The organism is Antarcticibacterium sp. 1MA-6-2 (assembly GCF_021535135.1).
Taxonomy (GTDB): Bacteria; Bacteroidota; Bacteroidia; order Flavobacteriales; family Flavobacteriaceae; genus Gillisia.
This window is the reverse complement of the sequence record NZ_CP091036.1, coordinates 1,060,291-1,086,143: the sequence shown is the minus strand read 5'-3', so window position 1 is coordinate 1,086,143 and position 25,853 is coordinate 1,060,291. Positions and strand designations below refer to the sequence as shown.

Sequence of the window (25,853 nt, the reverse complement as noted above, 5' to 3'; positions counted from 1 at the left end):
AATAATGTTTTAGTTTCTTAAGAATTTATATTTCTTCTTTATGCTGAAGGCGGTATGAGAACTTAGTTTAATGCAGTTATCCAGTTTGGTAGACATTATATGATAACCTTCTGCAACTTCTTCAAGTGGAATGCGGTGCGTTATAAGTTGCTTCGGATCTATAATTCCGTTCTTTACGTGCTCAATGAGCCTGGGCAGTAACTTTTTGACTGAAGCCTGATTAGCTCTAATGGTAATACCTTTATTAAGAACATTTCCTATAGGAACTAAGGCGTCGATAGGACCATAAACTCCCACAATGGAAACAATTCCTCCTTTTTTAACCGAATTGATAGCCCAATGTAAGGCAGTAGTAGAACCTCCCTGCAGTAATAATTTCCGGCCCAGCAGAGTATTCATTGTATCTCCGGCTGCTTCTGCTCCCACAGCATCAATACAAACGTCAGCACCAAGAGAATCTGTAGTTTTCTTAATAAATACTACGGGATCCTCTAACTCTTTAAAGTTATAAACTTCAGCATCTGCATAATCCCGGGCAAATTCGAGTCTATAATCATACTGGTCAATAACAATAACACGCCCTGCACCAAATAACCAGCAACATTTGGCTGCCATTATCCCCACAGGACCCGCTCCAAAAACCACCACAGTATCCCCGGGTTGAATTCCACCCATTTGTGCTGCCTGGTAACCCGTGGGCACAACATCTGTCAACATTACTGCGTCATCCAGGTCCATCCAATCGGGAATTACTGTTGGTCCCACATCGGCATAAGGTACTCTCACATATTCTGCCTGTCCACCATTATAGCCTCCTGCGGTATGAGAATACCCAAAAATACCACCCACTGCTGTGGCCTGCGAATTTGCTTCGTGGCAATTTCCATAAAGTTCTTGTTTACAAAATGCGCATTTTCCACAGGCTATATTAAAAGGAACCATCACTTTATCTCCTACTTTTACATTTTGTATAGAAGAACCAACCTCCACAATTTCTCCTATAAATTCATGTCCAAAAGTGGATCCCACACGAGTATCTGGCACAAGTCCATGATATAAATGCAGGTCACTCCCGCAAATACAACTTCTTAAAACCCTTACAATGGCATCTTCGGGATGTTCTATTTCTGGATATGGTTGATTGTGATCTGCCCGGACACGGAATGGTCCTCTAAAATTCATTGCTAACATAATTCCTCCTTTTGATTAGTTAATTTCTTTTTCATCCTGCTATTTCACAAGATTCATAGCACTTTATGATGTTGTACTACTGAAATTACAAAAACAAGAAACCTGGGAAAAGTATTTAACTAGACTTTAGAAATACCTTAGGAAGGAACGTTAAGATATAGGCACCTATAAAAACATCGGCAGAAGGAGTAAATTTTTGAAGAAATTAAATTTAAAAATAATCAACTATTGCTTTCTAATAATTATTGCCAGAAGAACTGTATTAAAAGCATGAGTAGTATTCCCAATATTAGTAAGATGTAATACGGTACATTAGAAGTATTTATTTTTTTTGGACCAGCTTCCACCGGAATTGCCAGTACTGTTGCTTTCTTTGATTTAAGGTCAGTTAATGCTTTCTCAACTCCCACTATTAATGCAGTTTTCCCAATTTCAGTTAAATAAATATGATCATTTTTTATAACGATCAATTCAAACTTCAAAAGTTCAGAAATACAATTTTGTAAATTTTCTTCAGAAAGAATTATAGCTGCATCACCTTGTTCAATCAATTTTAATAACCTATCCTTTGGGTCAATATTTTGCGTGCAAAGAGAGCTTTGTGCCACTTCCATATTTCTATTAATTCTACAGCAAATTTAAAGTGTATTTATATTAGAAAATTTTAATAATTTTAATCTTAATCATAAAACATATTAATGAACTTTAGCCTTCATCAACTCCAGATCTTTTTAAAAGTTGCACAAACCAAATCGATTACAAAGGCAGCAGCGGAGTTATTGTTGACACAACCTGCTGTATCAATACAAATTAAAAATTTACAGGACCAATTTGAAATTCCTCTTATAGAAGTAGTGGGAAGGAAAATCTTTATTACTGGTTTTGGAAAGGAAATTGCAGCTTCTGCTGAAAGTATTTTTGAAGAGGTAAAAATTATAAATTCCAAAGCGGCGGCCTATAAAAGTAATATAGTTGGAAAACTGAAGATTACTTCTGTTTCAACTGGCAAATATATAATGCCCTACTTTTTGTCAGATTTTATGAGGCACAATAATGAAGTTGATTTAGTTATGGATGTGACAAATCGGGATAAAGTTATTGAGAGCCTTTCAAATAACGAAATAGATTTTGCCCTGGTTTCAGTCCTGCCCGAAAAGTTAAAGGTTGAGCAAATAGATCTTCTTGAAAATAATTTGTATCTCGTAGGAAGTAAATATTTAAAATACGAAGAAGAACCTCTGGATAAGACAATATTCAATAAAATTCCTTTAATTTTTAGAGAGCAGGGCTCCGGGACGCGCAATACTATGGAGAAGTTTCTAAAACAGAATAATATTAATGCAATAAAAAAAATGGAACTCACCTCTAATGAAGCAGTAAAACAAGCAGTTATTGCAGGTCTTGGTTACTCCATTATGCCTATAATTGGTATTCGTAATGAACTGGGCAGGGGAGATGTGCACATAATTAAGGTGAAAGGCCTTCCTTTAAAATCCAATTGGAGTTTAATTTGGCTGAAGAGTAAAAAACTGGCTCCTGTGGCTAATGCTTTTATTGAATTTATTCAAAATGAAAAGGAAAGGATTGTCAAAGATTATTTTTTGAAGAATAGTAAGGGAGAAATTTAGTTGCTAATTGAAGGAGGAATAGGTAATAACGGGAGGTATTTTTTGTATTAACTAAAAAAATGTGTAAATTTTTAATAGACCGCCTTTCGGTGCTAAAGTAGTTTTCTGGTTTGTAGGGAAGCCGGAAAGTGAAAAATGGTATCGGAGGCGGTTTTTTTTATTTGAAATGATAAAGATTTCACCAGGGTTGAATACAGATTACGTAACTTAGAAAATATAAAAAAACAATATGAGTCAGGTAAAAGCATACGCAGCAAAGGATCCCGAATCTAATCTTGAGCCATTCGAGATCAATAGAAGGAGTATTCTACCTAATGATGTGGAATTGGAAATTGACTACTGCGGGGTATGCCACAGCGATCTTCATACTGTGAAAAACGATTGGGGTGGAGCACAATATCCTGTAGTGCCGGGACATGAAATAATTGGTCGTGTAACAAAAACAGGAAAAAAAGTTACGCGTTTTAAGAGCGGAGATTTAGTAGGAGTGGGATGTATGGTTGACTCCTGTCAACATTGTAATTCCTGTAAGGAGGGCCTGGAGCAGTATTGTGAAAATGGAGCAGTTTTTACTTACAACGGGAAGGATGAACACCTGGGAGGGCAAACTTTTGGCGGTTATACAGAAAGAATAGTTGTAGATGAAAAATTCGTTTTAAGGATTCCGGAGAATATTGATGCCAAAGCTGCCGCACCTCTTCTTTGTGCCGGAATTACTACCTGGTCCCCCTTGAGACAATGGAAGGTAAAAAAAGGGGATAAGGTAGGAATAATTGGTCTGGGGGGTCTTGGACATATGGGAGTAAAATTTGCTCATGCCCTGGGGGCCCACGTGGTGATGATCACAACCTCTCCTGAAAAAAGCAAAGATGCTGAAGAATTAGGAGCTCATGAGGTTTTGATTTCTAAAGATGACAAACAGATGGCCGAACATCGTAATTCCTTTGATTTCCTCTTAAATACCGTTCCCGTAGGACATGATGTAAATCCTTATTTAAGCTTACTTAAAAGAGATGCGACCATGGTTCTCGTTGGTGCAGTTGAACCTTTGAAGCCCATGCATGGAGGAGCATTAATAATGGGCCGTAAAAGAATTGCAGGATCACTAATAGGAGGAATAAAGGAAACTCAGGAAATGTTAGACTTTTGCGAGGAACACACTATTGTGTCTGATATTGAAATGATAAAGATCCAGGACATTAATAATGCCTACACCCGTATGCTTAAATCTGATGTGAAATACAGATTTGTAATAGATATGAAATCGCTTCGCAACGGGTAAAAATGAGAATTAAGCAGAATACCCACAGGTTATAGGGTGGGTTCTTTCGTTCAGATTTTTCAGAGGGAAGAATTGTTTTTTTGAAGCTGCCTTATAGACTGTGATTCTTTATCTATTAAAATTTTCTGCTTTCTGTTATCCTTCCGGAGAAGGAACAGTAATATTAATGCGACGGTAAAGAGACCGATGAAAAGTAAGTTTAACATTATTGAGATTCAGGTAAATAAAAATACCGAAATCTTTTATACTTCTTTACGGAAAACCACTTATATTGTGTTAAAGTTCTTCAGGCTCAGCATTTAGCGGCTTCAGAAGAAAATTTTAAGCCCTCATATTTTATGACAGCTTTTTATAAGACGGGGCGAGAAATTTCCTTTTCCAGATGTAATACCTCATAGTAATATACAACGGGGCTGCAATGAAACCTAATGCAACTCCTAACAGAAAGAGAAGAAAAGTAAGGAATTTAATTAAAAGCCTGGTTACAAAAGAGCTTGCTTTGGGTACATAACGACGGTAAGGGGAAAACAAATATATATTTGCCAGTACTGCGCTTACTAGAAACCCCACAAAAGGAATAAATCCTAAAACGAATGAGAGGCCAGTAAGTTTATAAAACTAGCGATCCTGGCTCCTTACAAATTCATTTATTCCTGGGGATTTAAACAAACTGGCTCCACATACGCTGCAGTCCTGGTACAATCTGTGACTTTTTAATGTATTTCCACAATCTGGACATTTTCTCTGGGATATTAGGGCAATTTGATGTTTTTCCCTGTTGGTCACCAATTCCTCTTTCTTCTGCCCAAATACACCAATTGAATGCACACGAGATAAAGAATTCTTGCAGTTAAAACACTTTACAGCATAAGGTAGATTCTTTTCCCCACAGCTTTCACAGGTTAATTTTTGTTGTTCAATTTTAGTTTCATACCTCCTTCTTAGGATCACAAAAAACAAGATACCTGCAAAATAGAGAATCAACATCAGGAATCCTGTCCATATTAGCAGCACAAAACCAAATACGACCAAACTGTCTTCTACCCAACTGCTTATTTTACCTATAAACAAATTATCATCTTCATCTATGTCCTCCAGGAAAGAGATAAAATCTCTTCTTAGGCGAGACAGCCAGTGAACCGATAAAGCTCCAAAAGCGAGAAGAAGGTAACCAGGATCAAAAGCTGCCCACTGAATGTCTTTTAAAACTTCATTTGAAGCTTCATCCAGCAAGTTGAGATTAATGATTAAGAAAAATAGAGGCTTAAGATAAGTTTCAGCATTTTTCATTAAATTTCTTATAGTGGTGCTTTTATCACCTATAATCTCAAGCAAACTAAGTATCCCTAAAGTTATAAGTACCCAGTTCCGGGTAATAAAGGCGTCCTCCCCCAGAGGTGGAACATCTCCCATTCCTGGAAAATATTGAGGATATGCCAAAAGAAGTGCTGTGAGAAATGCAGGGAGAAAAGTTCTTAAGGAGAACAACGGGATCGTTCCTAAAATGGCAATTATTTGGACTAAAGTCATTACTTCACAAGGTTGAGAATTCTAATATAGAAACTCTATTTGATTCTTTCTTTTGGAATTATAAAAAAACAGGGAGTATTGTTTTGAAAAGGAAAAATCTTCAGGATAACTTTAGCAGGTAATACATTAATAAATAACTCAATTAATTAAAATTCCAGGGGCAAATGAAGATTGATAAAATTACTTAGCTTTAGTTGTAGATTTCTGTTTGCGTGCTCATTCCAGTCTCCATGACCGCCATTAAATATCGTCAGGCTGTTCTCAATCCCTGCATGTTCGAGTTGTTTTTGCAGTAATATTCCATTGCTTACAGGTACCAGAGGGTCTTCTTTTCCGTAGAAAAGGATTGTGGCACTGTTCTTATCACTTACCAGGTAAGCGGGACTAACTGCTTTAGCAAAATCTGAAACACCGGGATAAGCATTTTCATCTACTAAAAATTGCAGGGCAAGAAGGAAGTCTGGATTTTGTTTAAAAAAAGGATCAGTTAAATCTGTGGGACCCACAATGCTGCAAACAAGTTTTACCTGATCAAAATTATCGTAAACACTATCAAACTGAAGTGCTAAATGGGCACCCGCACTAACTCCTATTAATCCAAACTCAGCAAGGATTCCATAATCTACTGCTGCTTCGGTCAAATGTTGCAGTGCCCTTTGAATGTCTAAAAACTGATTGGGAAATGCTGCCCGTGTTGGTAACTTGGCCAGCCTGTAATTTAAATTGACAATGGCATAATCTGGATGATCTTCTGCCAAAATAGGGATATATTCTTCCATGTCATTTTTATCCCCCTGTATCCACCCACCGCCGTGAATGAATATTAAAACCTTGGTAATGGCTGTTGATCTGTTTGCAGGTAAATAAATGTCATATTTTTGAGCCTGATCTTCACCATAGCTTATGTTTAAAATTGATCTGGCTGTTTTTTGTTGGTCATCGTTTGAAATAACAGGAGAGTCTATACTTTCCTTTGAACAGCTAAGCAATTAGGAAAAGAACCGCTGTATAGAAAATATACTTTAGAAGAAGATTCATTTAAATTTAGAAGGGGATTGTACTTCTTTATAAAGGTGCTTATTACGAAGCCCGCTTACAACAGGGGAATTCCCCCATTTTCACAGAATTTTTTATTGGAAAAGAAGAATTGCATTGAAGGAGCTGTAACAAAAAAATATAAGGACCGTATAAGAGATACAAAGTTTTAATTATGAGAACATTACTCTATATTTTTTGTCTTTTAATCTTACCTGCCGGATGTGCAGCAGTTCAACCTGCACTTTCTATTTCCAATAGTGAAAACCTTGAAACTTTTGCTGTAAAAGGCAGGCAGGGTATTTTAATTAATCAAGAGCTGGAATTTGGGGAATTTGAAACCTCAAAAGTGAAACGTTCCTGGACAAAGGGAGGAAACTCCAGGTTACAGGTACCAGTAGGAGACGCAGGAACGACGGGTTATCCCGATCTTCCTTCTCTAAATTATATTGACCGCAATCAAACCTTTCATTTCCAAATGAAAGACTCTACAGGCCAGGAAAGTGATGTATACGCAGCTTCTGAATTTTCTTCTGAAGATCTTCAATTAGAAGAGAGAAGTAGTGTTCTGGAGGAAATACTTGGTTTTTCTCTGAAATCAGAAAACTTTTTTTATCTGCAGATATTTTTAAACAAAAATTTGCAGCCCTGGCAACTAATTTTAGATAATGAAGCAGCACAGGTCTTTCCCGGCAAGTACAGGGGTATTTTAGTTCTTGATGAAAATACATATTATTCCCTTGAGCCAATTTCAAAAGTGCAGGGAAAGAAAGGGCCAAAGAGTCTTTTATTGGGATCAATAGGATACGAAATCTTCAATAGTAGGAATCACTCTATTGCCGCAGTTTCTCTGGTAGATAATGGGAAGGTTTACTTTAATACTAATGATCCTGAGGAGAGATTTTTACTGGCTAATTTATGTGCTGCACTACTGCTACAGGAGAATATTTCAGAAGAATAAAAGCTATTTGGTCATTTTACTGTTAATACAGTTGGGGTAGGTGGAGTTTTATTATCTTGGTTTTTCCGTAGGTAACATACAAATATTTCCATGAGAGCATTTAATCTTATTATTTTTACACTTCTTATTTCTTCCAGGGCTTTTCCGCAGGAACCTGTAAAAGTCGCGGTTGCAGGATTAACCCATGGCCACGTAGACTGGATCTTCAACAGGGAAAATGCTAAAGATATTTTATTGGTGGGTATATACGAACCCAATAAAGCTCTTTCTAAAAAATATGCTGAAAGATATAAGTTAAACCCGAATATATTTTTTACAGATCTTGAGGATATGCTGGAGAAGGTTAAACCTGAAGCTGTGACAGCATTTGGTGCTACAAATGAACATATAGAAGTTGTAAGAAAAAGTGCTCCTCGTGGTATTCATGTCATGGTTGAAAAACCTTTGGCTACAAACTTAAAAGATGCCAAAGACATTCAGAGATTAGCCGCAAAACATAAAATTCACGTTCTTACTAATTATGAAACTTCCTGGTATCCCAGTAACAGGGAAGTAAAGACCATGCTTGAAGATGGCAAACTGGGTGAAATAAAGAAAGTTATCGTAAATGATGGCCATGAAGGTCCTAAGGAAATTGGGGTAAGCGATGAATTTCTTGAGATCCTTACAGATCCCGTTAAAAATGGGGCTGGAGCATTAATGGATTTTGGATGTTATGGAGCCAATCTTATGACCTGGTTAATGGAGGGTGAAAAACCCCAATCTGTTACAGCTGTTATTAACCAAAATAAACCCGGAATCTATTCCAAAGTAGATGACGAAGCTACAATTATTTTACAGTATCCTAAATCACAGTGCATTATCCAGGCTTCCTGGAACTGGCCTTTTTCCAGGAAAGATATGGAAGTGTACGGCGTGACTGGGTATGCAGTAGCAAAAGATGCAACTACATTAAAATATCGCGTTGCTGCAAACTCGCCCGAAGAAACAAAAAAGTTAAACTACAGCGGTGAAATTTATGAAGATCCTTTCAACTTTCTTGCTGCAATTGTACGTGGAAATGAGGAAATAGAAGTCAATAACCTCTATGGCTTACCTATTAATATAACTGTTGTGGAAATTCTTGAAGCGGCAAAGAAATCTGCTGCTCAGGGAAAGACCATTTATTTAGAGTAATATTTTTTCCAATATTTATTATTCTCTGCTTATAGTTTAAAATCGAAGATACTTTTCTCTTGGCATTCTTATTTTACTGCACACCTTAGATCAAGTTCATATCTCCTCGCTTGCAAAAGCGTAGGATAGGTGAATTACTTCTTTTATGCTGTGAAATATATTCAAAACCCTGTAAATCAGAAATTTTTAATTTTTTCAGGGGGGGGTGATTCCCTTTAAATCTTTTACTGCATTAAATATACTATTGGCTATCACAATTAAGGTGGTCACATCTTTCTTCCCTTAAACACTGGAGGTGTTATCTATTTTTATTCTGTAAAACAATTGGAACCAAATTCAACTCAAAATTTACACGAAAAAAATATTAAACTTTTAAAACTTAACACTTATGAAAACTCTGGTTATTTTTCTCTTTTTAGGATTCTCGGCTTTAATAACAAATGCACAGGGAGTCATTGAACTTAATGAAGCAAGGGTAGATTACAATCCCGTTTTTACTCAGGTAACCCATAAAGGAAACACTTTTACGGCACAAATAAAAGAATCTTACCTGGGACAATTTGAAAAGGATCCAATGGCATTTATGAAGGAAAATTTCAATGTAAACCAACTAATTGCCCAAACTAATAACAAAGATTTTGACGCTTATATTGTAAGTTTTCGAAGTAGAAAGGGCGAACTAAAAGTTAATTATGATAAAGAAGGAAACATTGTAAACGCCTACCAACGCTTTAAAAATGTTTCTCTTCCACAAGCCGTTGCACAGCAGTTATTTAGAGAAAATAAAGGTTGGTCTATGGTGAAAAACGTTCACGTAGCATTTGGCAGAAATGGAGAAGTAGATAAAGATTTTTACCGCATTACTATGGAGAATGGCAAAGACCGCAAAAAAGTTAAACTTGATACCAAAGAAGCACGGGAATTAGGAGTTGCAGGCAATTTCTAGAAAGGTAAACCTCAGGAATAGTTATCCAAAGTTTCATCCGGCTGAGATCCTCAGCACAACCTGATACCGCTGGGTCAGAGTCAAACGGATGTTAACCTTGGATAACTTTTTTATACCCTTAAAAGCTTTTTATGGATTGCTTCCATATCAAAATTAGGATCGTTCACCGCATTAATAAGTCAACTCACATCAGATTTAAGTGTTGTAACTGCTTTTTTACTAAATTCCCTGTTTGAAGTATCAGCCACTTATCGTTTGGACAGAAAAATAATAGGTCATGATAAAATATTACTTTTAAACACTCTTCAGGATTAATATGAAAACCATAATTATTGATGATGAAGAGCTGGCCCGTAAAAGAGTCCTTAACCTCCTGGAAGATGTTCCTGAAATTGAGGTGCTGGGAGAATGTACTAACGGGAAAACTGCTATTGAAAAAATAGACAAACTAAAGCCAAATTTGATCTTTCTGGATATTAATATGAAGGATATGAATGGCTTTGAAGTTTTACAAAAAATTCAAATTTCACCTAAACCCATTGTAATTTTTGTTACAGCATATGATAATTATGCAAGCAGAGCCTTTGATGTAGATGCCTTTGATTTTTTACTGAAACCGTTTAAGGATCAGCGTTTTTTTAGGACAATTAATAAAGTGCTTAAAATTTCCCGGACTGAAGCTGATACCAATTTCGAGAAAAGGATTAAAGACCTCTTCACGATCTATTCTGAAGAGGCCAAAGCCTCTAATCCGGCAGCTAAAATTCCTATAAAACAAGGAAATAAAACTGCGCTTTTAGATCCTTATAGTATTCTTTATATCATTGCGTCGGGTTATTATGCAGAAATTTATACAATTAATTCCAGGAAGTTCGTATTGAGGGAATCTTTAAACAGCCTGGAAGAAATGTTGGATTCCAAAATCTTTTTAAGGATACACAGGTCCACCATTATAAACATAAATCATATAAAAGAAATTGTTCATTCCGAATTTTCGGAGCTTGATGTAAAGATGAGCGATGACAAACTTTTGCATATAAGTAAATCCAACAAAAAACAGTTCCTGGAAAAAATAGGAATTTAGAATGAGTAAGTTTCACCTTAAAAAGTATCTGGATCTCAATCTGGTCCTTCTTTTAGCCGGATTTTATACACTTTTTGATATTATTTATGTTGGTAAAATGGCTTATTTCCGGGCTCATTTTCCCAGCGGGAATGAAGAATCCTGGCTGGATCTACTGGTATTCACTATTCTGGTAGACTGGTTGGTCGTAGTAACTTATATGACCCTTATTTCTGTAAGCACGAAAAGACTTTTGGACCGCAAATATCCCTGGATAAAAATTATTACAATTCATACTATTTTATCTATACTTATAGGTTTAATAATCAGGATGATCTTCGATCTTTTTGGAATGATCACAGGATATATTAATCCTTCAGATTATAAAATAGAGGAGAGTGTGCACAGGTTCATGTCTGTTATTGATCTTAACTTTCTTATCTATTTTGCAATGGTGTTCATTATCTACACCTACTATTATCTTAAGCAGGTAAAAGAAACAGAGAAGCAGCGTAACTTACTGGAAACTCAATTGGTGAACACGAGAATGAAAATGCTTTCCTCCCAGTTGCAGCCTCATTTTTTATTTAATACTCTTAATAGTATTTCTGTTCTTGCAGATATTGATGCAGGCAAAGCAAAAGATACAATAGCAGACCTCAGTGATTTTCTAAGGGAAATTTTATATTGTAGTGATACCAACGAAATTACGCTGGAGAAGGAATTACGAACCCTGGAGTATTATTTAAACATCCTCACGGTTCGCTTTTCAAATGATCTTAAAATAAGAAAGGACATTGATCAAAATCTTCTTAATAAAAAAGTTCCTGCCTTGTTGTTACAGCCATTAATAGAAAATTCCATTAAACACGGTTATTCCTATAATCATACCGAACTGGAAGTTCTAATCTCTGTTAAGTCCCTGGGAAATTATTTAATTGTTAAAGTGACAAATAATGGAGAGCCTGTAAAGCTTTCTTCTTCGGAATTAATGCAGAAGGGGGTAGGCCTCGCAAATATAAAAGACAGGTTGAAAAACCTTTACAACGACAATTTCTTTTTCGAAATAAAAAATAAATCTGAAGGTGTTGAGGGAGTTGAGACAATTGTAAAAATCCCTTTGTAAGGATTATTATTAATCTACTCATTAATATTTACCCTTAATCCCTTAGTATGGCTTGAAAATTCGGGTGCATACATACTTTCTAAAAGGGTAATTCCATTAGAAAAATTTCCGGAATTATTTGCCCGTACGGTATATTCCAGGACATAGGTTCCTTTAGCCAAAGTGTCAAAGAAAAAATGAGTAGCAGCGTCTTTTGTGCTTTCATAATAGGCGGCACCATCCTGATATTTATACTCACTTAGAACATTTGTAGGTTCAAATCCGCTGGCACGCATGTCCTTCAGGTGAATAAAATCCATATCTGCTGTAGTTCTCACTACTAATCTTATGGTTACGAGATCGCCTGTCTTCAATTGAGTTTCTTCTGAAATTCTTTTTATTGTACCTCCATCTTTACCTTTTACATTTAAATATAGCTCTTTTTCAACATTCAAAGGACTGTCAAAGTCTTCCTGAATCTTATCAAGATCTTCAAAATACTGCCAGTATGCTCCCCCATAACCTGCAGTTGAATTTTCGTTTTCTACTTCAATTTTACTAAAACTATTTTCTATAGCATTTCCTTGCCAGTTGAGTTTAAAATAACCTGTTCCGGCTTCTTTATTACCTTCAGAAAGATTTTCAGATTTAATGACATTTCCCCCCACTTTTATTGAAGTGTGGTCTTTATCCTGCAGCCATTCCTTCCCCCGCATGAGCAGTGCGTAACTCGCCTCTGTAGTAGATTTTGTAGTAGGCCAGTGGTTAGTTCTTTTATTCTGAAGAAGCCAAATTTTCATTTCCTCCACTGCTTCCTCTTCTCCGCCAACTTCAGAAAAAGCTTCTATAATTAAAGCTTGCGTTTCTATGGGAGCCCGGTACCAGTACCAGCTCACCTGGTTTTCTTTCCAGTACATCCCGTAATCCTCAGATCTTACAGCACTTTCTTTGAGGGAGGCAATAATGGTTCTGGCTAACTCTTTCTCCTGCATCTTCGAAAGAACTATAGTGAGAAGAGCTTTATTGTATAGCTCCAATTCCTGCCAGTTAGCTTTTTGAACCTCTAAAATTGTATCGGAAATTTTAGCAACATCTTCTGGCAAAGCATGTTCATCCTGAAAAAATTGACGGACGTAAAGATGATGAAGACTACTTATACTTTTATAAAATGAGTTTGAATTGGGCGACCAAATCTGGTGATGCTTTTCTGCTTTTAGAAGAGCTTTATCAAGGTAAGCAACAGCTTTTTCGAGCATGCCTTCAGTATTAGATTTTATTCCCAGGTCTTCCATATGCCCAAACCCACCAAGAATGTAGCGTGTCACAAAATAATTATCTTCTCCACCCGGAAACCATGGCCAGGCACCAGAGAAATTCTGCATTTGAAAAAGCTTCTTCAGGAGGTCATCATTATTTTTTGAAACCCTGGCCGCGTCAAAAAGCTCTGCCAATCTTTCTTTTTGTTCAGTGTCATTTTTCGCATCCAATAACCACGGGGTTTCAGAAAGAACTAAAGATTTTAGCTCTTCATTTTTTTCAAGATCACTCACAAGAGTACTGTCACCTTTCCACGATTGAAAAACCTCCTTTAATTTAGGCTGGCTTTGCATAATATGTCCTGCAATACTATTAGCATATAAACTGGAAAAAATTTGATCTGAACATTCAAACTTTGGTTCCATTAAGTATGGAAGACTCTGTAACGCATACCAGGCAGGATTTGAAGAGTATTCAATTGTAAATTTATGATGATCTAATGTTGTTGAAGAATTGTCCTGCAGATTTTTAAAGGTATAAGATTCTGTGGTCCCGGCACGAACAAAAAAGGCAAGGCTCTCGCTCACCAACATCCTGTTGGAAAGAACGGGAAGGAAATTTTCCTCCCCATCGGTAAAATCTCCTGCCTTTGCAAGGATTTTATAGGTAACGGCATCTATTCCCTCAGTAATATTCAACTTCCAGGAAACTACTGTACTTTCGGTTGAGTCAACTTTAAAATTTCTGGTATTAACTGTATTCCCGAGGTTCTCATCTATAGGTTCCATAGTGAGGGCATTAAATAATTGTAAAACTTCGGTACCGGTAAGATTTCTTTTAGATAGATTATTTATTTTAGATTTAAAGGTTATTGTGTCACCCTGCCTTAAAAAGCGTGGTGGGTTTGGGATAAGGCTCAGCTCTTTTTGCGTGGTCACAGTGGCTTCCAATTTTCCAGTGGTCCATCCTGTCGTATGGGCTAAAAGCCGGAGTTTCCATTGAGTCAAAGCTTCGGGAGAGGTAAAGGTAAATTGGAGCTTACCCTCCTTTCCTAATTGAAGATTAGGATAAAAAAACGCCGTCTCATCAAAATTTTTCCTCGTTTCTAAATTTTGAAGTTTACTTAATCCTGCTTTGGTATTTATTATTACTGCTCCATTTGCAGCCTGGGCACCATAAATACTTGTTGCCGCTTCCCCTTCAAGAAATTCTATATTGGCAATTTCATCCTCGCTTAAGTCGTAACTGCTAACGATCTCTCCATCGATTACAAAGATGGAAGCAGACTTCCCATCAACTGTAGAAGCACCTCTTATTACAATTTTTGTCTCACTTCCTGTTGGATTTTCCTGTATGGAAACCCCCGCCACTTTCCCCTGTAGTAAACTGCCTACACTTCCTGCAACCTCTTGAACAGCCTGGTTACCGTATCCAACAGTAACTACTTCATCCAGCTGAGACACATCCTCCTCCAGGACAATATAAATTTCCTTCTGTTCGCTTATTTTATAATGTTGGGAAGCAAATCCTATAAATGATATAATTAATTCATCCCCTTTTTTAGTGTCCAGAGCAAATTCTCCATTAAAGTTAGTTTCGGTGCTAGTAGTTGTTCCCTTAATTATAATTATTACTCCGGGTAAAGGTATTCCTTCTTCATCGGTAACTCTTCCCCGGGTATTTCCTGAAAGCGTGGTAGATTCCGCTTTTATTTTTTTATTGTTGAGGTACCTCCGGTAATTGTAATTGTTGGGACTGGAAAAATAGAATCCGAATAAATTTAGTTGGTCAAATATTCGTGCAGTTGAACGATACCTCCTGGTATGGGAAAATGTACTTTGTAAGGCTAACGTTTTTCCTATATTGTTAATATTGAAGGTAGGAAAACCCTGATGGTTCGGGCCAAAACCAGTAGATGTATTCCAATTTTGGGTAACGAACTGGTCCAGGGAAGCATCATACATAGAGGCTAAAATTTCAGCATCAGGTATAGCATTCTTCTCGTTCTTAACACTAAAACTCCAGGTTTCTTCAATCCCGGGCTGTAACTTATTGCGAAAAGTTTCAGTTTCAATTTTTAAGCTTTTTTCGGTTTGAGGAAGCTGAACTCTCCTGGTAACTACAATGGCAGAATTATTTTTAATACCTGTAACCTGTATTTCCATTTGCTGAGAAGAAAGACCTGAAAAAGGAATTGTAATTTCCCTATTCCCATCCAGGTTAATGAATTGGCTATAAATCTTGTTAAAGCCATCATAAGCTGCTACTTCTAAATTAATATTGGAGTATGCCGTTTGGAGTAATATGCGAACTTCTTTGTCTTCTTCAAAATTTTTATTTTGAATGCTGAAGGTGAACCGCTGATTATCTGGCAGATACTTGCCTTTTGGATTTACCAGATCAAAAGTGTGTTTTGCAGTAGAAGTATTGTCCCCATTGTAGCTTTCAGTTTCTATAAAATATTTCCCCGATTTCCAATCGAAAGGCATCGGGATTTCAGTCTCATAAATTCCATCAGATTGATATTCTGCCTCAAAAACCAGTCTTCCTTTAGACCATTCTTCAGGAGTTAATTGAGTTTTATAAGGTTCTTCGGGAAAGAGATCTATAAATTCTTTTTCAGAAATTAAATTTATTTCCGGGGCTTCCCATAAACGTTCTTTTAATATTCTATCTGGCCCAATTAACTTGAAGATCCTGATATTTCCTGTTACAGTACAGGATTTTCATTTAAGTTGGTATTTTCAATTTTGAGATCTAAGGTATCACCTGTTATAACAGATTCCGGCAGCACCAAATTGGTAAGCAGGTTTTGTGCTCCTATTTTAATGGAAGTGGAAGCTTCTCTTGTTTCACCAGTCACATCAACAACAGTAGCTTTTATTTTATATTTATATAAATAGTTTTCATTTAAATCTTCCTGAGCCTCCAATATAACAGGAAATGTTATTTGATACTTGCCTTCGGCATCTGTGGTGGTGGTATCTACAACAATTGTGACAGGATCACCATAACTGGAATACCACCATCTCCTAATTAGTTTTTGACGTGTGACTTCGTAAATAAGATTAGTATTGCTAATACCCGCACCCATAAACGATTTGGCACTTCCGGAAACTACAGCCGTGTCTCCCGGATGAAATGTTTCATTAATATCATCAAATTTCACCTCAAATGTGGGACGCTTATATTCTTCCACCTTAAAAGAGAGACTATTATATCCAAAATCTCCATTATCCAGAATGTCATTCCAAAATTCTGACTCTTCTTCTGTATCCTCTTCAGCATAAATTTCAAATTCTCCTGTAATTCCTGAAGTTGGAAGACTAAAGCTTCCGTTGAAAGATCCGTATTTATTAGTTTTTAGTCTGTAATAAGCTATTTCCTCTCCATTTGGATCGTCTACATATATTTCTACATACTCGTTAGCAACAGTAGTGGTTTTATCCTTTATATGCTTTAATAGTATTCCTTTAAAAAAAACTTTCTGCCCGGGACGATAGATAGCACGGTCAAGATAAATTAGCGTCTTAGCCAAAGGTATAAACTCTTCATCCTCATAATCATGAAAATACCCGGGCCAGTAATTGGTATTCAAAGTATCTCCATTTATACTTGCTCTAATTCTTCCGGAACGGCTGGAAGATTTTGTTTTTACCTCATTGGCAGAGCCTTCCTTATCTGTATATTTTACTGAGGGAGAACTATATTCATTAAAGAATTCCAGTTTTACACCTTCCAATAATTCTCCCGTGGCCCTGTCAAGACTTTGATAAAGAGCATATTTATCAAAATTCTTTTGTGTTAGAGCAATTTGTGAAACCTGCAGGAAACCAAAACTATAACCTTTTTTCTCTTCTGTTCCCGAAAGATAAATTAGGTAACTACCTTTTTCTAAACCTGGAATGAGAATTTCTGTAGAATGGGGATTATAATCTTTGGCTTTTGGAAGAATATATTGCTTTTTAAAAAGCGGTTCTTTTTGAGTGATTCCCTGGATTATTGAATCTCTTTTTTTGTAAGTGAGCTAAGCTTGGAAAATTTTCGGGTATTTGAAAAATTTTTATTTCTAAAGAATCCAGGGCTTTATAGGAAATATACACCCTTCCCGGTTCTTTGGGCGAAAGAGTTTGAGGGATTTTAGCATCCAGTTTTACTGCAGTTATTGCGCTTATTAGTTGATAAGCTCTTTGTGCAGCATCAGTATTGGGATAGTCGTTTGTAATTTTTTCTGCCAGGTACAGGGCCTGTTTAAGAAAATCGGGATTTTCGAGTTTTCCTTCCTCATCAGTTACAATAGAACGTTCATATAAATCTAAAGCACGGGTAACCAAAATGAGAGAGGTCCCTTGTTTGTTTTTATACCGTTTTTTTAGCCTGTCCAGAGCTGTATTAAATAATTGCCATTTATCGCTCGCTGAATAGTTGTCATTTACATATTGTAACCGACTTAATTGTGCGAAAATCAAAGGGAGAGTATTCCTTTCTTCTAAATGAAGCTTTTCAAGTTTTTGATAAATTTTCAAAACTTTTACTGTCGAAGTATTCTTAGATGCTTCAGGGAATGGAAAACTGGCAAAATCGGGAGTCGGGGAGTATAGTTCGGGTGAGTTTAAAGAAAAGAATCCCTGTGGTTTAGGAGTGGTAAAATTGGAGGTATTGGAATAATATTCTATGGCCCGGTGAGCCAATACATCAAAAAGAGTTGGCTTGAATTGCCTGTTCAAATAGTTAGGATTAAGCAGGGTTTCTACCTCTCCCGTAAATGTGGAAATCAACTCCTTTTCCTGCTTCAAAGATTTTTCAAATATACTTTGTATAGAATCCTGAAGGTTATGGAGTGACCAGGTTTCCAAATCTCCGGAATCAGGATTATCTATAGTACTGCGGTTACGGGATTTCCACCTGATCTCCTGAAAGTATTGTTCTAAAAAACTTGCTTTGTAACTTAAAAGAATGTTTTCGTAGGGCGCAGGAACTTTTTCTATAACATCATTTAAATCATTAAGAATATAATTCGTGCTGTTCTCGTGTCTTATTTGATGAAATTTGTAATGGTAGATCTTTGCTTTAAGAAAGTTGAGATGATCTTCCTTTTGTTTAGCTGAAGCAATTAGGTCCTTTGTTAATTCATCTGCCGATTCTACAAGGCCGAGAATTTCGAGAGAATCAATTTTCTGCCATTTTTCTGAACTTTCTTCCACCTGTGCATGGGTAAGACAGGTAAGCAGCAGCAAAGCTGTAATTAGAATATTTTTCATAAGTACCATTAAGCCATCCGGGGGTAGGGTTTCCGGTAGAATCTGTAAGGTAATAAAAACTACTATAATTCCTAAAGAAGGAGATCATTTGAAAAGTTTCTATTAATATATCTCAAAGAACCGTAACAAATCGAGGAAAAATTCATCTAACAGGAGGGAGTAATTAATTTTCTGTTCCTATTTTAAAATTATAAGGTCGTTTTGCCAAATAAAAAAATGGAGAATTAAACAGTTTCCTGTCAATTCAAGAGAACTGAGGAACAAATAATTAAACTTGGAATTGAAGATATGATAAATGAATTTCAAAATTTAAACAACAAATATTTTGGAATAATATCCCGAATGTATATGGAAAAGATAAAAAGTAAATACATTTTTATTGTACTACTGATAATTTTATCGGCTGTTATGATTTTCGAATTTGGGAAAAGAGCTGGTGAGTTTTTTCATTACCTTTTTAACTAAAGAAAACTTGGCCCAACAGTAGTAACCGTTGCACAAGCCTATAATTTCCTCTACAAACAAGATTTCCTATTATATTTAAAGCTTTTTAAGCAAGTGATGCTCTATTCACAAACACTTTTTGGGAAGAAAAAAGGAGGATCAAAACAGCTTGAAAAGCCATTAATTCAGCTTTTATAATAGAAGGAGCGGCGTCTTGGCATTTTTGCAGGGCATTTGCCCCGGACTTGACTTTCCTTGTGGTAAACTTCAGGTACTTCTTCAGGTTATACGCAATGGCGGCCAGGTGCATACATTTGTTGGCCTGGCGAATTCCGATGGTATTTACTTTTCTTAGTCCCAGGAATTCTTTAAGGGTACCAAAAACGGGTTCTACCGTGCCTTGTCGTTTGCCTTTCATATAGCGGCCACGCCTGCTTTTTACCCGTTCAATATTTCTTTCGTATTCTTCCCGAAAGGCGGTAATATTGATCCTTTTTTCGTGGCTCTTGCCAATGCAGGCTTTTTTTATTGGGCAGTCTTTACAATCTGCTCTTGTAGTAAAATAGTTATCCTTTAAGTTTCCATTCTCCATTTTCTGCTTCCGGAAGGTTACCTTTTTTCCTTGCGGGCACAGCCAGTAGTTGCCCTCTTTAAAATATTGGAACCCTTCAGGTCCTCCTTTGTAAGTGCCGTGTGGTGGAATATAGGGTGTAAGACCTTTATTTTCCAGGTATGCATAATTCTCCCCACTGCTATAACCTGCATCTGCCAGCAGATTTTCCCAGATCAATCCTTCCCTGCGTAAACGCCTGTTCAATCTTGTAACAGTATCCTTTAAATATTTTGTGTCTTTCTTATCTGCATGGTAGGCCTGTACATCTGTTATTACGTGGGCTTTAGTATCTACGGCTATATTGCAGAGGTAGTTAAGTTTCCTGGCTTTTCCGGGTTTGACACTGATCCTTGCATCAGGATCTGTGGGGCTGTAGTGGGTTTTGTTGCTGGTATATTTACTGCCTTTGTTCTTTGCACCGGGTTTCATATCCTGGTCCTTACTCCATCTTTTATTACGGCTCTTAATTTCCTGTAATTCTTGTTTACTGGCGGTAATTTCCTGTTGTTCTTTAGGGGCTTTGTTCTCTTTGGCTTTTCGGTCCCTGCTGCTTTGCACACGCAGCTTTGAGAGATGCTCTTCAAGATCTTCTGCCGGGACTTTAAGCTCCAGGCTATCCATAGAAGCATTGGCTTTAACAGGAGCTGAATCAATGGCTTGTGTATGCCCGCTTACCAATCCTGCTTCTACACATAGTTTAAAAACCCGGGTGAATACTTCCTCAAAGACATCATCGTTAAAAAGCTTTCGGGTACGGCTTATGGTGCTGTGCCAGGGTAGTTCTTCATCTACATCATACCCAAGGAAATAAAGGATGTCCAGCCGCATTGCACAATGATCCATTACGCCACGATCTGTAGTAATATTCTCAAGATATCCCACCAGGCAGATCTTGAAATACACCACGGGGTCGATACTTTTTTGTCCGCTCTCCCCATAGAACTGGTGGGTGAGTGGATAAAGGAAATCCAGGTTGAGAGCCTCTTTTAACCTGCGATAAAAATTTTCTTTTGGGATTCGATCACTTAACCTAAAGGAAGTGAAGAGTTTTTCCTGATAGTCTTTTTTGCCTTGCATTCCATGAAATTACCTAATTTCGGTAACTTGTGCAACAGGCACAGTATTTAAAAACAATGCTTATTTAAGTCTCAAATCGAAGGTCCGGAATCTCTTGCTACGCCTGATTGTCCTGCGGACAATCAAGCTCGCCCGCTGGCACTCATTTTATAAGAGACCTTAGGCAAATTACCCCAAAGGAAAATTTCGAAAATTAAATCGCAATTGTAAATCACGCTTAAGTGAATGTAAACTTTTTAAAAATGAATTATAAATAAGAATAACGGGAGATTACGGAAAACCGTAACTAATCCCTCTGTAGATATCTTAACTTTGAATTCAGAAATTAAAAAACAATCCAATTGTCTTTGACGTGTTAAAGAATTTATATGTTTAAAAAAGTACTGGTAGCTGAAGACATGGATAGTGTAAATCATGCTGTGGCAAGTGTTCTTACTGATTTAAATATACAAGAGGTTGCTCACGCACAGTATTGTGATAAAGCTTTTGTTCTGGCTAAGAAAGCAATACAGGATAATAACCCATTTGATCTTTTAATTTGCGATTTATCCTTTAAACCCGATCATCGCGATGAGAAGATTACCTCTGGCCAGGAACTTATAAAAACTTTAAAAACAGAAGATAATAAACTTAAAATTCTCGTTCACTCAATTGAGGATCACCCTCAAACGGTAATTAACCTTTTTAACTCGGGTAGCGTTAACGGTTATGTTTGTAAAGACAGGAATGGAATGAGGGAGCTTAAAGAAGCTATTATTGCTCTTGGAAATGGATTTTCCTATAAATCACCACAAATAGAAGCTCTTATAAAACAGGACAATCTCCTAATACTTAACGACTTTGAAGTAAACCTTCTTTCCTGCATAGCAAATGGATTAACCCAGGATGAGATTCCTGATTATTTCAAAAGAAATAGTATTTCTCCCAATAGTAAAAGCTCAATTGAGAAACGCTTAAAGGAACTAAGAGAAGAGTTTAATGCTAATACAACACCACATCTAATTAGTATTGTAAAGGATCTTAAACTTATATAATGAAATGCTTAGTTCTTGTGAAGTAAACAGTGTAGGGACTGTTTGCGGAGCCTGGGCTAAGCATCTTTTTTTGCCATATTTTTAATGTCATTATCCTACCCAGAAGCCGAAATACCTCCCCCGTAGAAAAGCCTAATTTGTTGACATCACAAATTTAAAACAGGTTTCTTCTTCAGTTGAAGTTACAAGAATTTCACCGTCGTGAGCACGGGCAATTTCAGAAGCTATAAAAAGACCTAATCCCAATCCTTCTTTTCCGGGATTTACACTGTTTTTATAAAACGGCTGAAATAGGTGTTCCATAGCAGTTTCAGAAATTTTTTCTCCTTTATTAATTACAGAAAGTTTAAACTCTCCGTTTCTGGATATGACACTGGCCTTGATAGGAGTATCCTCAGAACCGTGGGTATCAGCATTTCCAAGTAAATTAGAAAAAAGTTGTGCAACCCTGTCAGGATCATTGTTGGCACTCTCTTCCAGGATAATTTCTGTTTCTATTTTCCTTCCGGGTGACATTGCTTTTATTTCATTGATAACTTGTAATAAGGCTTTTTCCAGTTCCCCAATGTCATCTGTCTTCGTCAACTTTATACCTTCTCCTAATTTTCCTCTAGCAAAATCTAAAATATTTTCAATCAATGCCTGCATCCTAAAAGTTGTGGATTTTATCATTTTGGCATTGCGCAGCACAAGATCCTCCTTTGAAAGTTTTAAAAGAATATCGGAACACATTCTCATTGTTGCTATAGGATTTTTTAAATCGTGTCCTAAAATTGCAATAAACTGCTCCCGAAGTTCAGAATTATAGAGTTCCTCTTCAAGTTGCTTTTCAGCAATTTCCTTTTCCTGAACAGCATCAAGATGGAATGATATTAAATCAGCAAACAGGTTGAACATTCCCCTGACTTCTTCAGTATTTACTTTTGCAGGTTCCGGATCGAGCGCACAAAGAGTTCCAAAGAAGGATCCATTCTTCCTGTAAATTGGAACAGAAACATAACTTTTAAAGCCATAAAGAGCAGGGGTGGGGTGATCACAAAAAAATTCGTCTTCAGGAACATTTTCAATATACACGGCTTCTTTTTTGCTTCGAACCTCTGTACAAATTGTTGTTTCAACTTGAAGTTCGTCTCCCGGTTTAAGCCCGAAGGAAAGATCGTCTCTTGTTGTGCAGGTGACCCATTTGTCTTCGGTAACACGGGCAATAGCTGCAAAACGAAGACTTGATTGTTCGGCATACAACGTCGAGCAATTGAGGTACAATAGGAATTCTATTGACAGCAGCAACGTCTGCTATGATCGATGGGTATTCTGTTGTTGAATTGATACTGTTATGGTTTTTAATGGTAGAGAATTTTTAAAAATAGTTTATTTTTTAATATCCCGCAAGAATAGTATTTTTAGTCTTCTATTTCAATTTTCCAAGTCTTAAAACTTTTCCATTTTTGTCATCTGTTATGACAATTACAGAACCATCTGGTGCTTGTTCAACATCTCTAATTCGTGCTACAAGAGGAATTCTTTCCACCTCTTCAGCATTTTCTTCATTAACTTTTACCACAACTATTCCGCTGCTGGTCAAACCCCCTATAAGTGCGTGATTTTGCCATTCCGGATACATCTTTCCATCATAGAAAATCATTCCTGAAGGAGAAATTGTAGGCGTCCAAACAATTTTTGCATTTTCGAATTCCAGTCTGGTGTCAGGGTCGGGAATTTCACTTCCATCATAATTATCACCCCAACTTACCAGCGGCCAGCCATAATTTTTTCCGGCTTTAACCAGGTTAAATTCATCACCTCCCATAGGTCCCATTTCAGCTATCCAAAAATTTCCTGTTTTGGGATCTATTGCTGCACTTTCAATATTTCGATGGCCATAAGACCATATCTCATTTTTTGCATTTTCCTCTTTTACAAATGGATTGTCCTGCGGAACAGAACCATCCTTATTTATCCTTACAATTGTTCCCAAATGATTTGAATTATCCTGTGCAGGATCAAATTGAAATCTTTCCGCCAGAGTTAAAAGGATATGACCATCGGGTGTGAAGGAGATTCTTCCACCAAAATGGTTAGGCCCTTTAATGGCAGGTTCCATTCTAAAAATAACTTTAAAGTCGTTAAGGCGGTCATTTTCAAAAATTCCTATACCCAGGGCTGTAGTGGCCGTACTATCTTTCCCGGGTTCTGCAAAAGTTAAATAGACCTTTTTGTTTTCGTTGAAATCAGGATCAAGTGCTACATCAAATAATCCTCCCTGTCCCCGGGCAAAAACTTCAGGAGTTCCCTGCAAAGGTTGAGAAAGTCCTTCTACGGAATCTAAAATTCTTAAATTTCCCGAACGTTCAGTGACCAGTAATCTTTCATCGGGAAGGAATGTCATTCCCCATGGATGCTCAAGTTCTTCTGCTATTACTTCAATAGTAATGGCTCCTTCCTCTCTTTGCACTGTGGATTTCTGCGCAAAAGAAGGACTTGTTAGAAGGAAACAAAAAAATAATAAATTAATAGATAATAGTAAATTTTTAAATTCCATAGCCGTGATTATTGTGTTACTTACCTAATATAGTACTAGTTAGCTAGTAATCCAACCTGCTTAATAAACACTTAACAGTTGTTGTACCAGTTAAACTAAAAATAGAAAGTTCAAAATAATCCCAGGGCGGGAAATACTGTTCCTCTCCTTCAGCCAATAACTTTCAGGCTGCTGTAACCCTGACCATTTCTGGTAAGTTGAATTTGAGTGGCTATACGTTCTTTTAAAGAATCCACGTGACTAATTATTCCAATAGTTTTGGAGGACTCTGCCTGCAATTTTTCTAAAGTATCTAATGTCTGGTCCAGTGTTTCAGGATCCAGGGTGCCAAATCCCTCATCAATGAACAAACTATTGATCTCCACATTTTTGGATGCAAGGTCACTTAATGCCAATGCCATAGAAAGACTAAGAATAAATGTTTCCCCTCCCGAAAGTGTTTTGACAGATCTTCGCTGGCCGCCCATATGTTCATCAATTGCTACCAGGCCATCGTCTTCTTCGTTTCGCGGTTTATCTATACGGTACCTGTCACTTAAGTCCTTTAATCGAATATTAGCCAGGTGTAGTAATTGGGTGAGGCTAAGGTCCTGGGCAAAATCATTAAATTTTTTACCTGTAGAATCTCCAATAAGTTCATTGAGTAACCGCCAACGCTTAATTTGCTTCTCTTTTTCACCAATTTCTTCCTTGATCTTAATTATTTTCTCCCGGTTTTCCCTGTCGTTCATAAGTTTGCGCTTCAACTCCTGGCAATCATCTTTAACTTTTTCAAACCTTAGGGATTTTTCCCGTTGCAACTGCCTTAGCTCCTCTGCAGGTTGTTCCACATCATCTTTCTTAGATTTTTCTAATTGGCTATTGAGCAGCCTTAAAGATTCGTTATTCCTGTCAATAGATTTTTGGATCTTATCTTTTTGGCTATGCAGCCTATAATATTCCGGCTCAGGCAAGAGTGATTCTCCGGCAAGTGAAATACTTTCAAAACCCTGCGCAGTCACTTTTGAGGTAAGGTCATTTTCAAGTTCTTTCAGGTTTTTTCCAGTTCTGTCAATTTTTTCCTGGAGTTCCTTTAATTGTTCCCCCACTGCTTTTTCCAGTTCCCGTAATTTCGTCCAGCGGGTTTGAAATCTTTGAGTGTCAAAGTTTATATCTTTCCCACTATAGAGGGAAGTAAGTTTTTCCCGCAATTCCTTTCCCTCTGCACTTACCTGCATCATTTGTTTTATAAGCGGTAAACCTATTTCAACGCAGGTGAGGCTTCGGTTTTGTCTTTCAAATAGATCTAACTTATATAGCAGGTTATCTAACCTATCACAAATTTCCCTCCATTCCTTTTGTCCCCCTTTTTGAAGAAAGGAGTATTTATTAGAAAACTTTTCTTCCAGGATCACAAGTTTTTCTGCCAGCTCATTTTTTTGAAAGTTAACTTCTTTCAGGTTCCTTTCATGATGAGCTAAAGTAGCCTTTAAAGCGGCTATTTTTCCATGGCGTGAGGAGAACTCTTCTTCTGCGGTTTTTAATTCGTTGTCAAGGGAATGGTCTTTTTTAGGGAGATCCTTAGCATAAGGATGATTTTCTGATCCGCAAAGAGGGCAGGGATTTCCGTCTTTTAAATGGGTACGGTAATCTTCAAGATTAGCTAACAATAACTGATTTTCCCTTTTCAGGCTTATAATTTCAATTTTATCTCTAAGGCTAATAAGATTCT

At 37.0% G+C, this 25,853-nt stretch carries 19 protein-coding genes; 8 read left to right on the top strand and 11 right to left on the bottom strand.

What is annotated here, in order from left to right; all coding sequences use genetic code 11:
- Positions 1 to 9: 9 nt before the first annotated feature.
- The gene (locus tag LZ575_RS05495) at positions 10 to 1,191 is read right to left on the bottom strand and encodes a zinc-dependent alcohol dehydrogenase (protein ID WP_235329648.1); all 1,182 of its coding nucleotides are present in this window, start codon (positions 1,189 to 1,191) and stop codon (positions 10 to 12) included.
- 242 nt (positions 1,192 to 1,433) lie between these two features.
- Complete coding sequence (locus tag LZ575_RS05490) at positions 1,434 to 1,805, bottom strand: hypothetical protein (protein WP_235329646.1); 372 nt, start codon at positions 1,803 to 1,805, stop codon at positions 1,434 to 1,436.
- 84 nt (positions 1,806 to 1,889) lie between these two features.
- Here LZ575_RS05490 and LZ575_RS05485 point away from each other — a divergent pair, with 84 nt between their 5' ends.
- Positions 1,890 to 2,819 carry a LysR family transcriptional regulator gene (locus tag LZ575_RS05485; RefSeq protein ID WP_235329644.1) on the top strand — a complete coding sequence of 310 codons (930 nt, stop codon included), beginning with the start codon at positions 1,890 to 1,892 and terminating at the stop codon, positions 2,817 to 2,819.
- A gap of 229 nt (positions 2,820 to 3,048) precedes the next feature.
- On the top strand, positions 3,049 to 4,101 hold the full coding sequence (locus LZ575_RS05480) for an NAD(P)-dependent alcohol dehydrogenase (RefSeq protein WP_235329642.1): 1,053 nt from the start codon (positions 3,049 to 3,051) through the stop codon (positions 4,099 to 4,101).
- Positions 4,102 to 4,719: 618 nt separating this feature from the next.
- On the opposite strand, the gene LZ575_RS05475 is transcribed toward LZ575_RS05480, so the two are convergent.
- A complete protein-coding gene (locus LZ575_RS05475) occupies positions 4,720 to 5,631 on the bottom strand; it encodes a DUF4126 domain-containing protein (RefSeq protein ID WP_235329640.1) in 912 nt (303 codons plus the stop codon).
- Positions 5,632 to 5,777: 146 nt separating this feature from the next.
- Positions 5,778 to 6,620, bottom strand: coding sequence for an alpha/beta hydrolase (locus LZ575_RS05470; RefSeq protein ID WP_235329638.1), 843 nt, complete (start codon positions 6,618 to 6,620; stop codon positions 5,778 to 5,780).
- A 221-nt stretch (positions 6,621 to 6,841) separates the two neighbouring features.
- On the opposite strand from LZ575_RS05470, the gene LZ575_RS05465 reads away from it, so the two are divergent.
- The 5 genes from LZ575_RS05465 to LZ575_RS05445 all read left to right on the top strand — a co-directional run bounded on the left by LZ575_RS05465 (position 6,842) and on the right by LZ575_RS05445 (position 11,938).
- Positions 6,842 to 7,627, top strand: a complete 786-nt coding sequence (locus tag LZ575_RS05465; RefSeq protein ID WP_235329636.1) for a hypothetical protein — start codon at positions 6,842 to 6,844, stop codon at positions 7,625 to 7,627.
- 90 nt (positions 7,628 to 7,717) lie between these two features.
- Positions 7,718 to 8,803, top strand: coding sequence for a Gfo/Idh/MocA family protein (locus LZ575_RS05460; protein WP_235329634.1), 1,086 nt, complete (start codon positions 7,718 to 7,720; stop codon positions 8,801 to 8,803).
- A gap of 388 nt (positions 8,804 to 9,191) precedes the next feature.
- A complete protein-coding gene (locus LZ575_RS05455; protein WP_235329632.1) occupies positions 9,192 to 9,749 on the top strand; it encodes a hypothetical protein in 558 nt (185 codons plus the stop codon).
- 316 nt (positions 9,750 to 10,065) lie between these two features.
- Positions 10,066 to 10,833: a LytTR family DNA-binding domain-containing protein gene (locus LZ575_RS05450; RefSeq protein WP_235329630.1), complete on the top strand. Its 768-nt coding sequence runs from the start codon at positions 10,066 to 10,068 to the stop codon at positions 10,831 to 10,833.
- A gap of 1 nt (position 10,834) precedes the next feature.
- Complete coding sequence (locus LZ575_RS05445) at positions 10,835 to 11,938, top strand: sensor histidine kinase (protein ID WP_235329628.1); 1,104 nt, start codon at positions 10,835 to 10,837, stop codon at positions 11,936 to 11,938.
- Positions 11,939 to 11,952: 14 nt separating this feature from the next.
- Here the strand turns inward: LZ575_RS05445 and LZ575_RS05440 are convergent, their stop codons facing one another.
- The 4 genes from LZ575_RS05440 to LZ575_RS05425 form a co-directional block, all read right to left on the bottom strand.
- On the bottom strand, positions 11,953 to 15,663 hold the full coding sequence (locus LZ575_RS05440) for a carboxypeptidase-like regulatory domain-containing protein (protein WP_235329617.1): 3,711 nt from the start codon (positions 15,661 to 15,663) through the stop codon (positions 11,953 to 11,955).
- Positions 15,664 to 15,884: 221 nt separating this feature from the next.
- On the bottom strand, positions 15,885 to 16,916 hold the full coding sequence (locus LZ575_RS05435; RefSeq protein ID WP_235329615.1) for an MG2 domain-containing protein: 1,032 nt from the start codon (positions 16,914 to 16,916) through the stop codon (positions 15,885 to 15,887).
- A 223-nt stretch (positions 16,917 to 17,139) separates the two neighbouring features.
- Entirely contained in the window at positions 17,140 to 18,435 is a 1,296-nt protein-coding gene (locus tag LZ575_RS05430; RefSeq protein ID WP_235329613.1) for a hypothetical protein, read from the bottom strand.
- 550 nt (positions 18,436 to 18,985) lie between these two features.
- Positions 18,986 to 20,569: an IS1182 family transposase gene (locus LZ575_RS05425; RefSeq protein WP_235329611.1), complete on the bottom strand. Its 1,584-nt coding sequence runs from the start codon at positions 20,567 to 20,569 to the stop codon at positions 18,986 to 18,988.
- Positions 20,570 to 20,937: 368 nt separating this feature from the next.
- On the opposite strand from LZ575_RS05425, the gene LZ575_RS05420 reads away from it, so the two are divergent.
- Complete coding sequence (locus tag LZ575_RS05420; RefSeq protein WP_235329609.1) at positions 20,938 to 21,603, top strand: response regulator; 666 nt, start codon at positions 20,938 to 20,940, stop codon at positions 21,601 to 21,603.
- A 132-nt stretch (positions 21,604 to 21,735) separates the two neighbouring features.
- On the opposite strand, the gene LZ575_RS05415 is transcribed toward LZ575_RS05420, so the two are convergent.
- The 3 genes from LZ575_RS05415 to LZ575_RS05405 all read right to left on the bottom strand — a co-directional run bounded on the left by LZ575_RS05415 (position 21,736) and on the right by LZ575_RS05405 (position 24,543).
- On the bottom strand, positions 21,736 to 22,845 hold the full coding sequence (locus LZ575_RS05415; RefSeq protein ID WP_235329607.1) for a GAF domain-containing sensor histidine kinase: 1,110 nt from the start codon (positions 22,843 to 22,845) through the stop codon (positions 21,736 to 21,738).
- Positions 22,846 to 23,011: 166 nt separating this feature from the next.
- Positions 23,012 to 24,055, bottom strand: coding sequence for a PQQ-dependent sugar dehydrogenase (locus LZ575_RS05410; protein ID WP_235329605.1), 1,044 nt, complete (start codon positions 24,053 to 24,055; stop codon positions 23,012 to 23,014).
- A gap of 236 nt (positions 24,056 to 24,291) precedes the next feature.
- Positions 24,292 to 24,543, bottom strand: coding sequence for a hypothetical protein (locus LZ575_RS05405; protein WP_409187205.1), 252 nt, complete (start codon positions 24,541 to 24,543; stop codon positions 24,292 to 24,294).
- Positions 24,544 to 25,853: the final 1,310 nt, after the last annotated feature.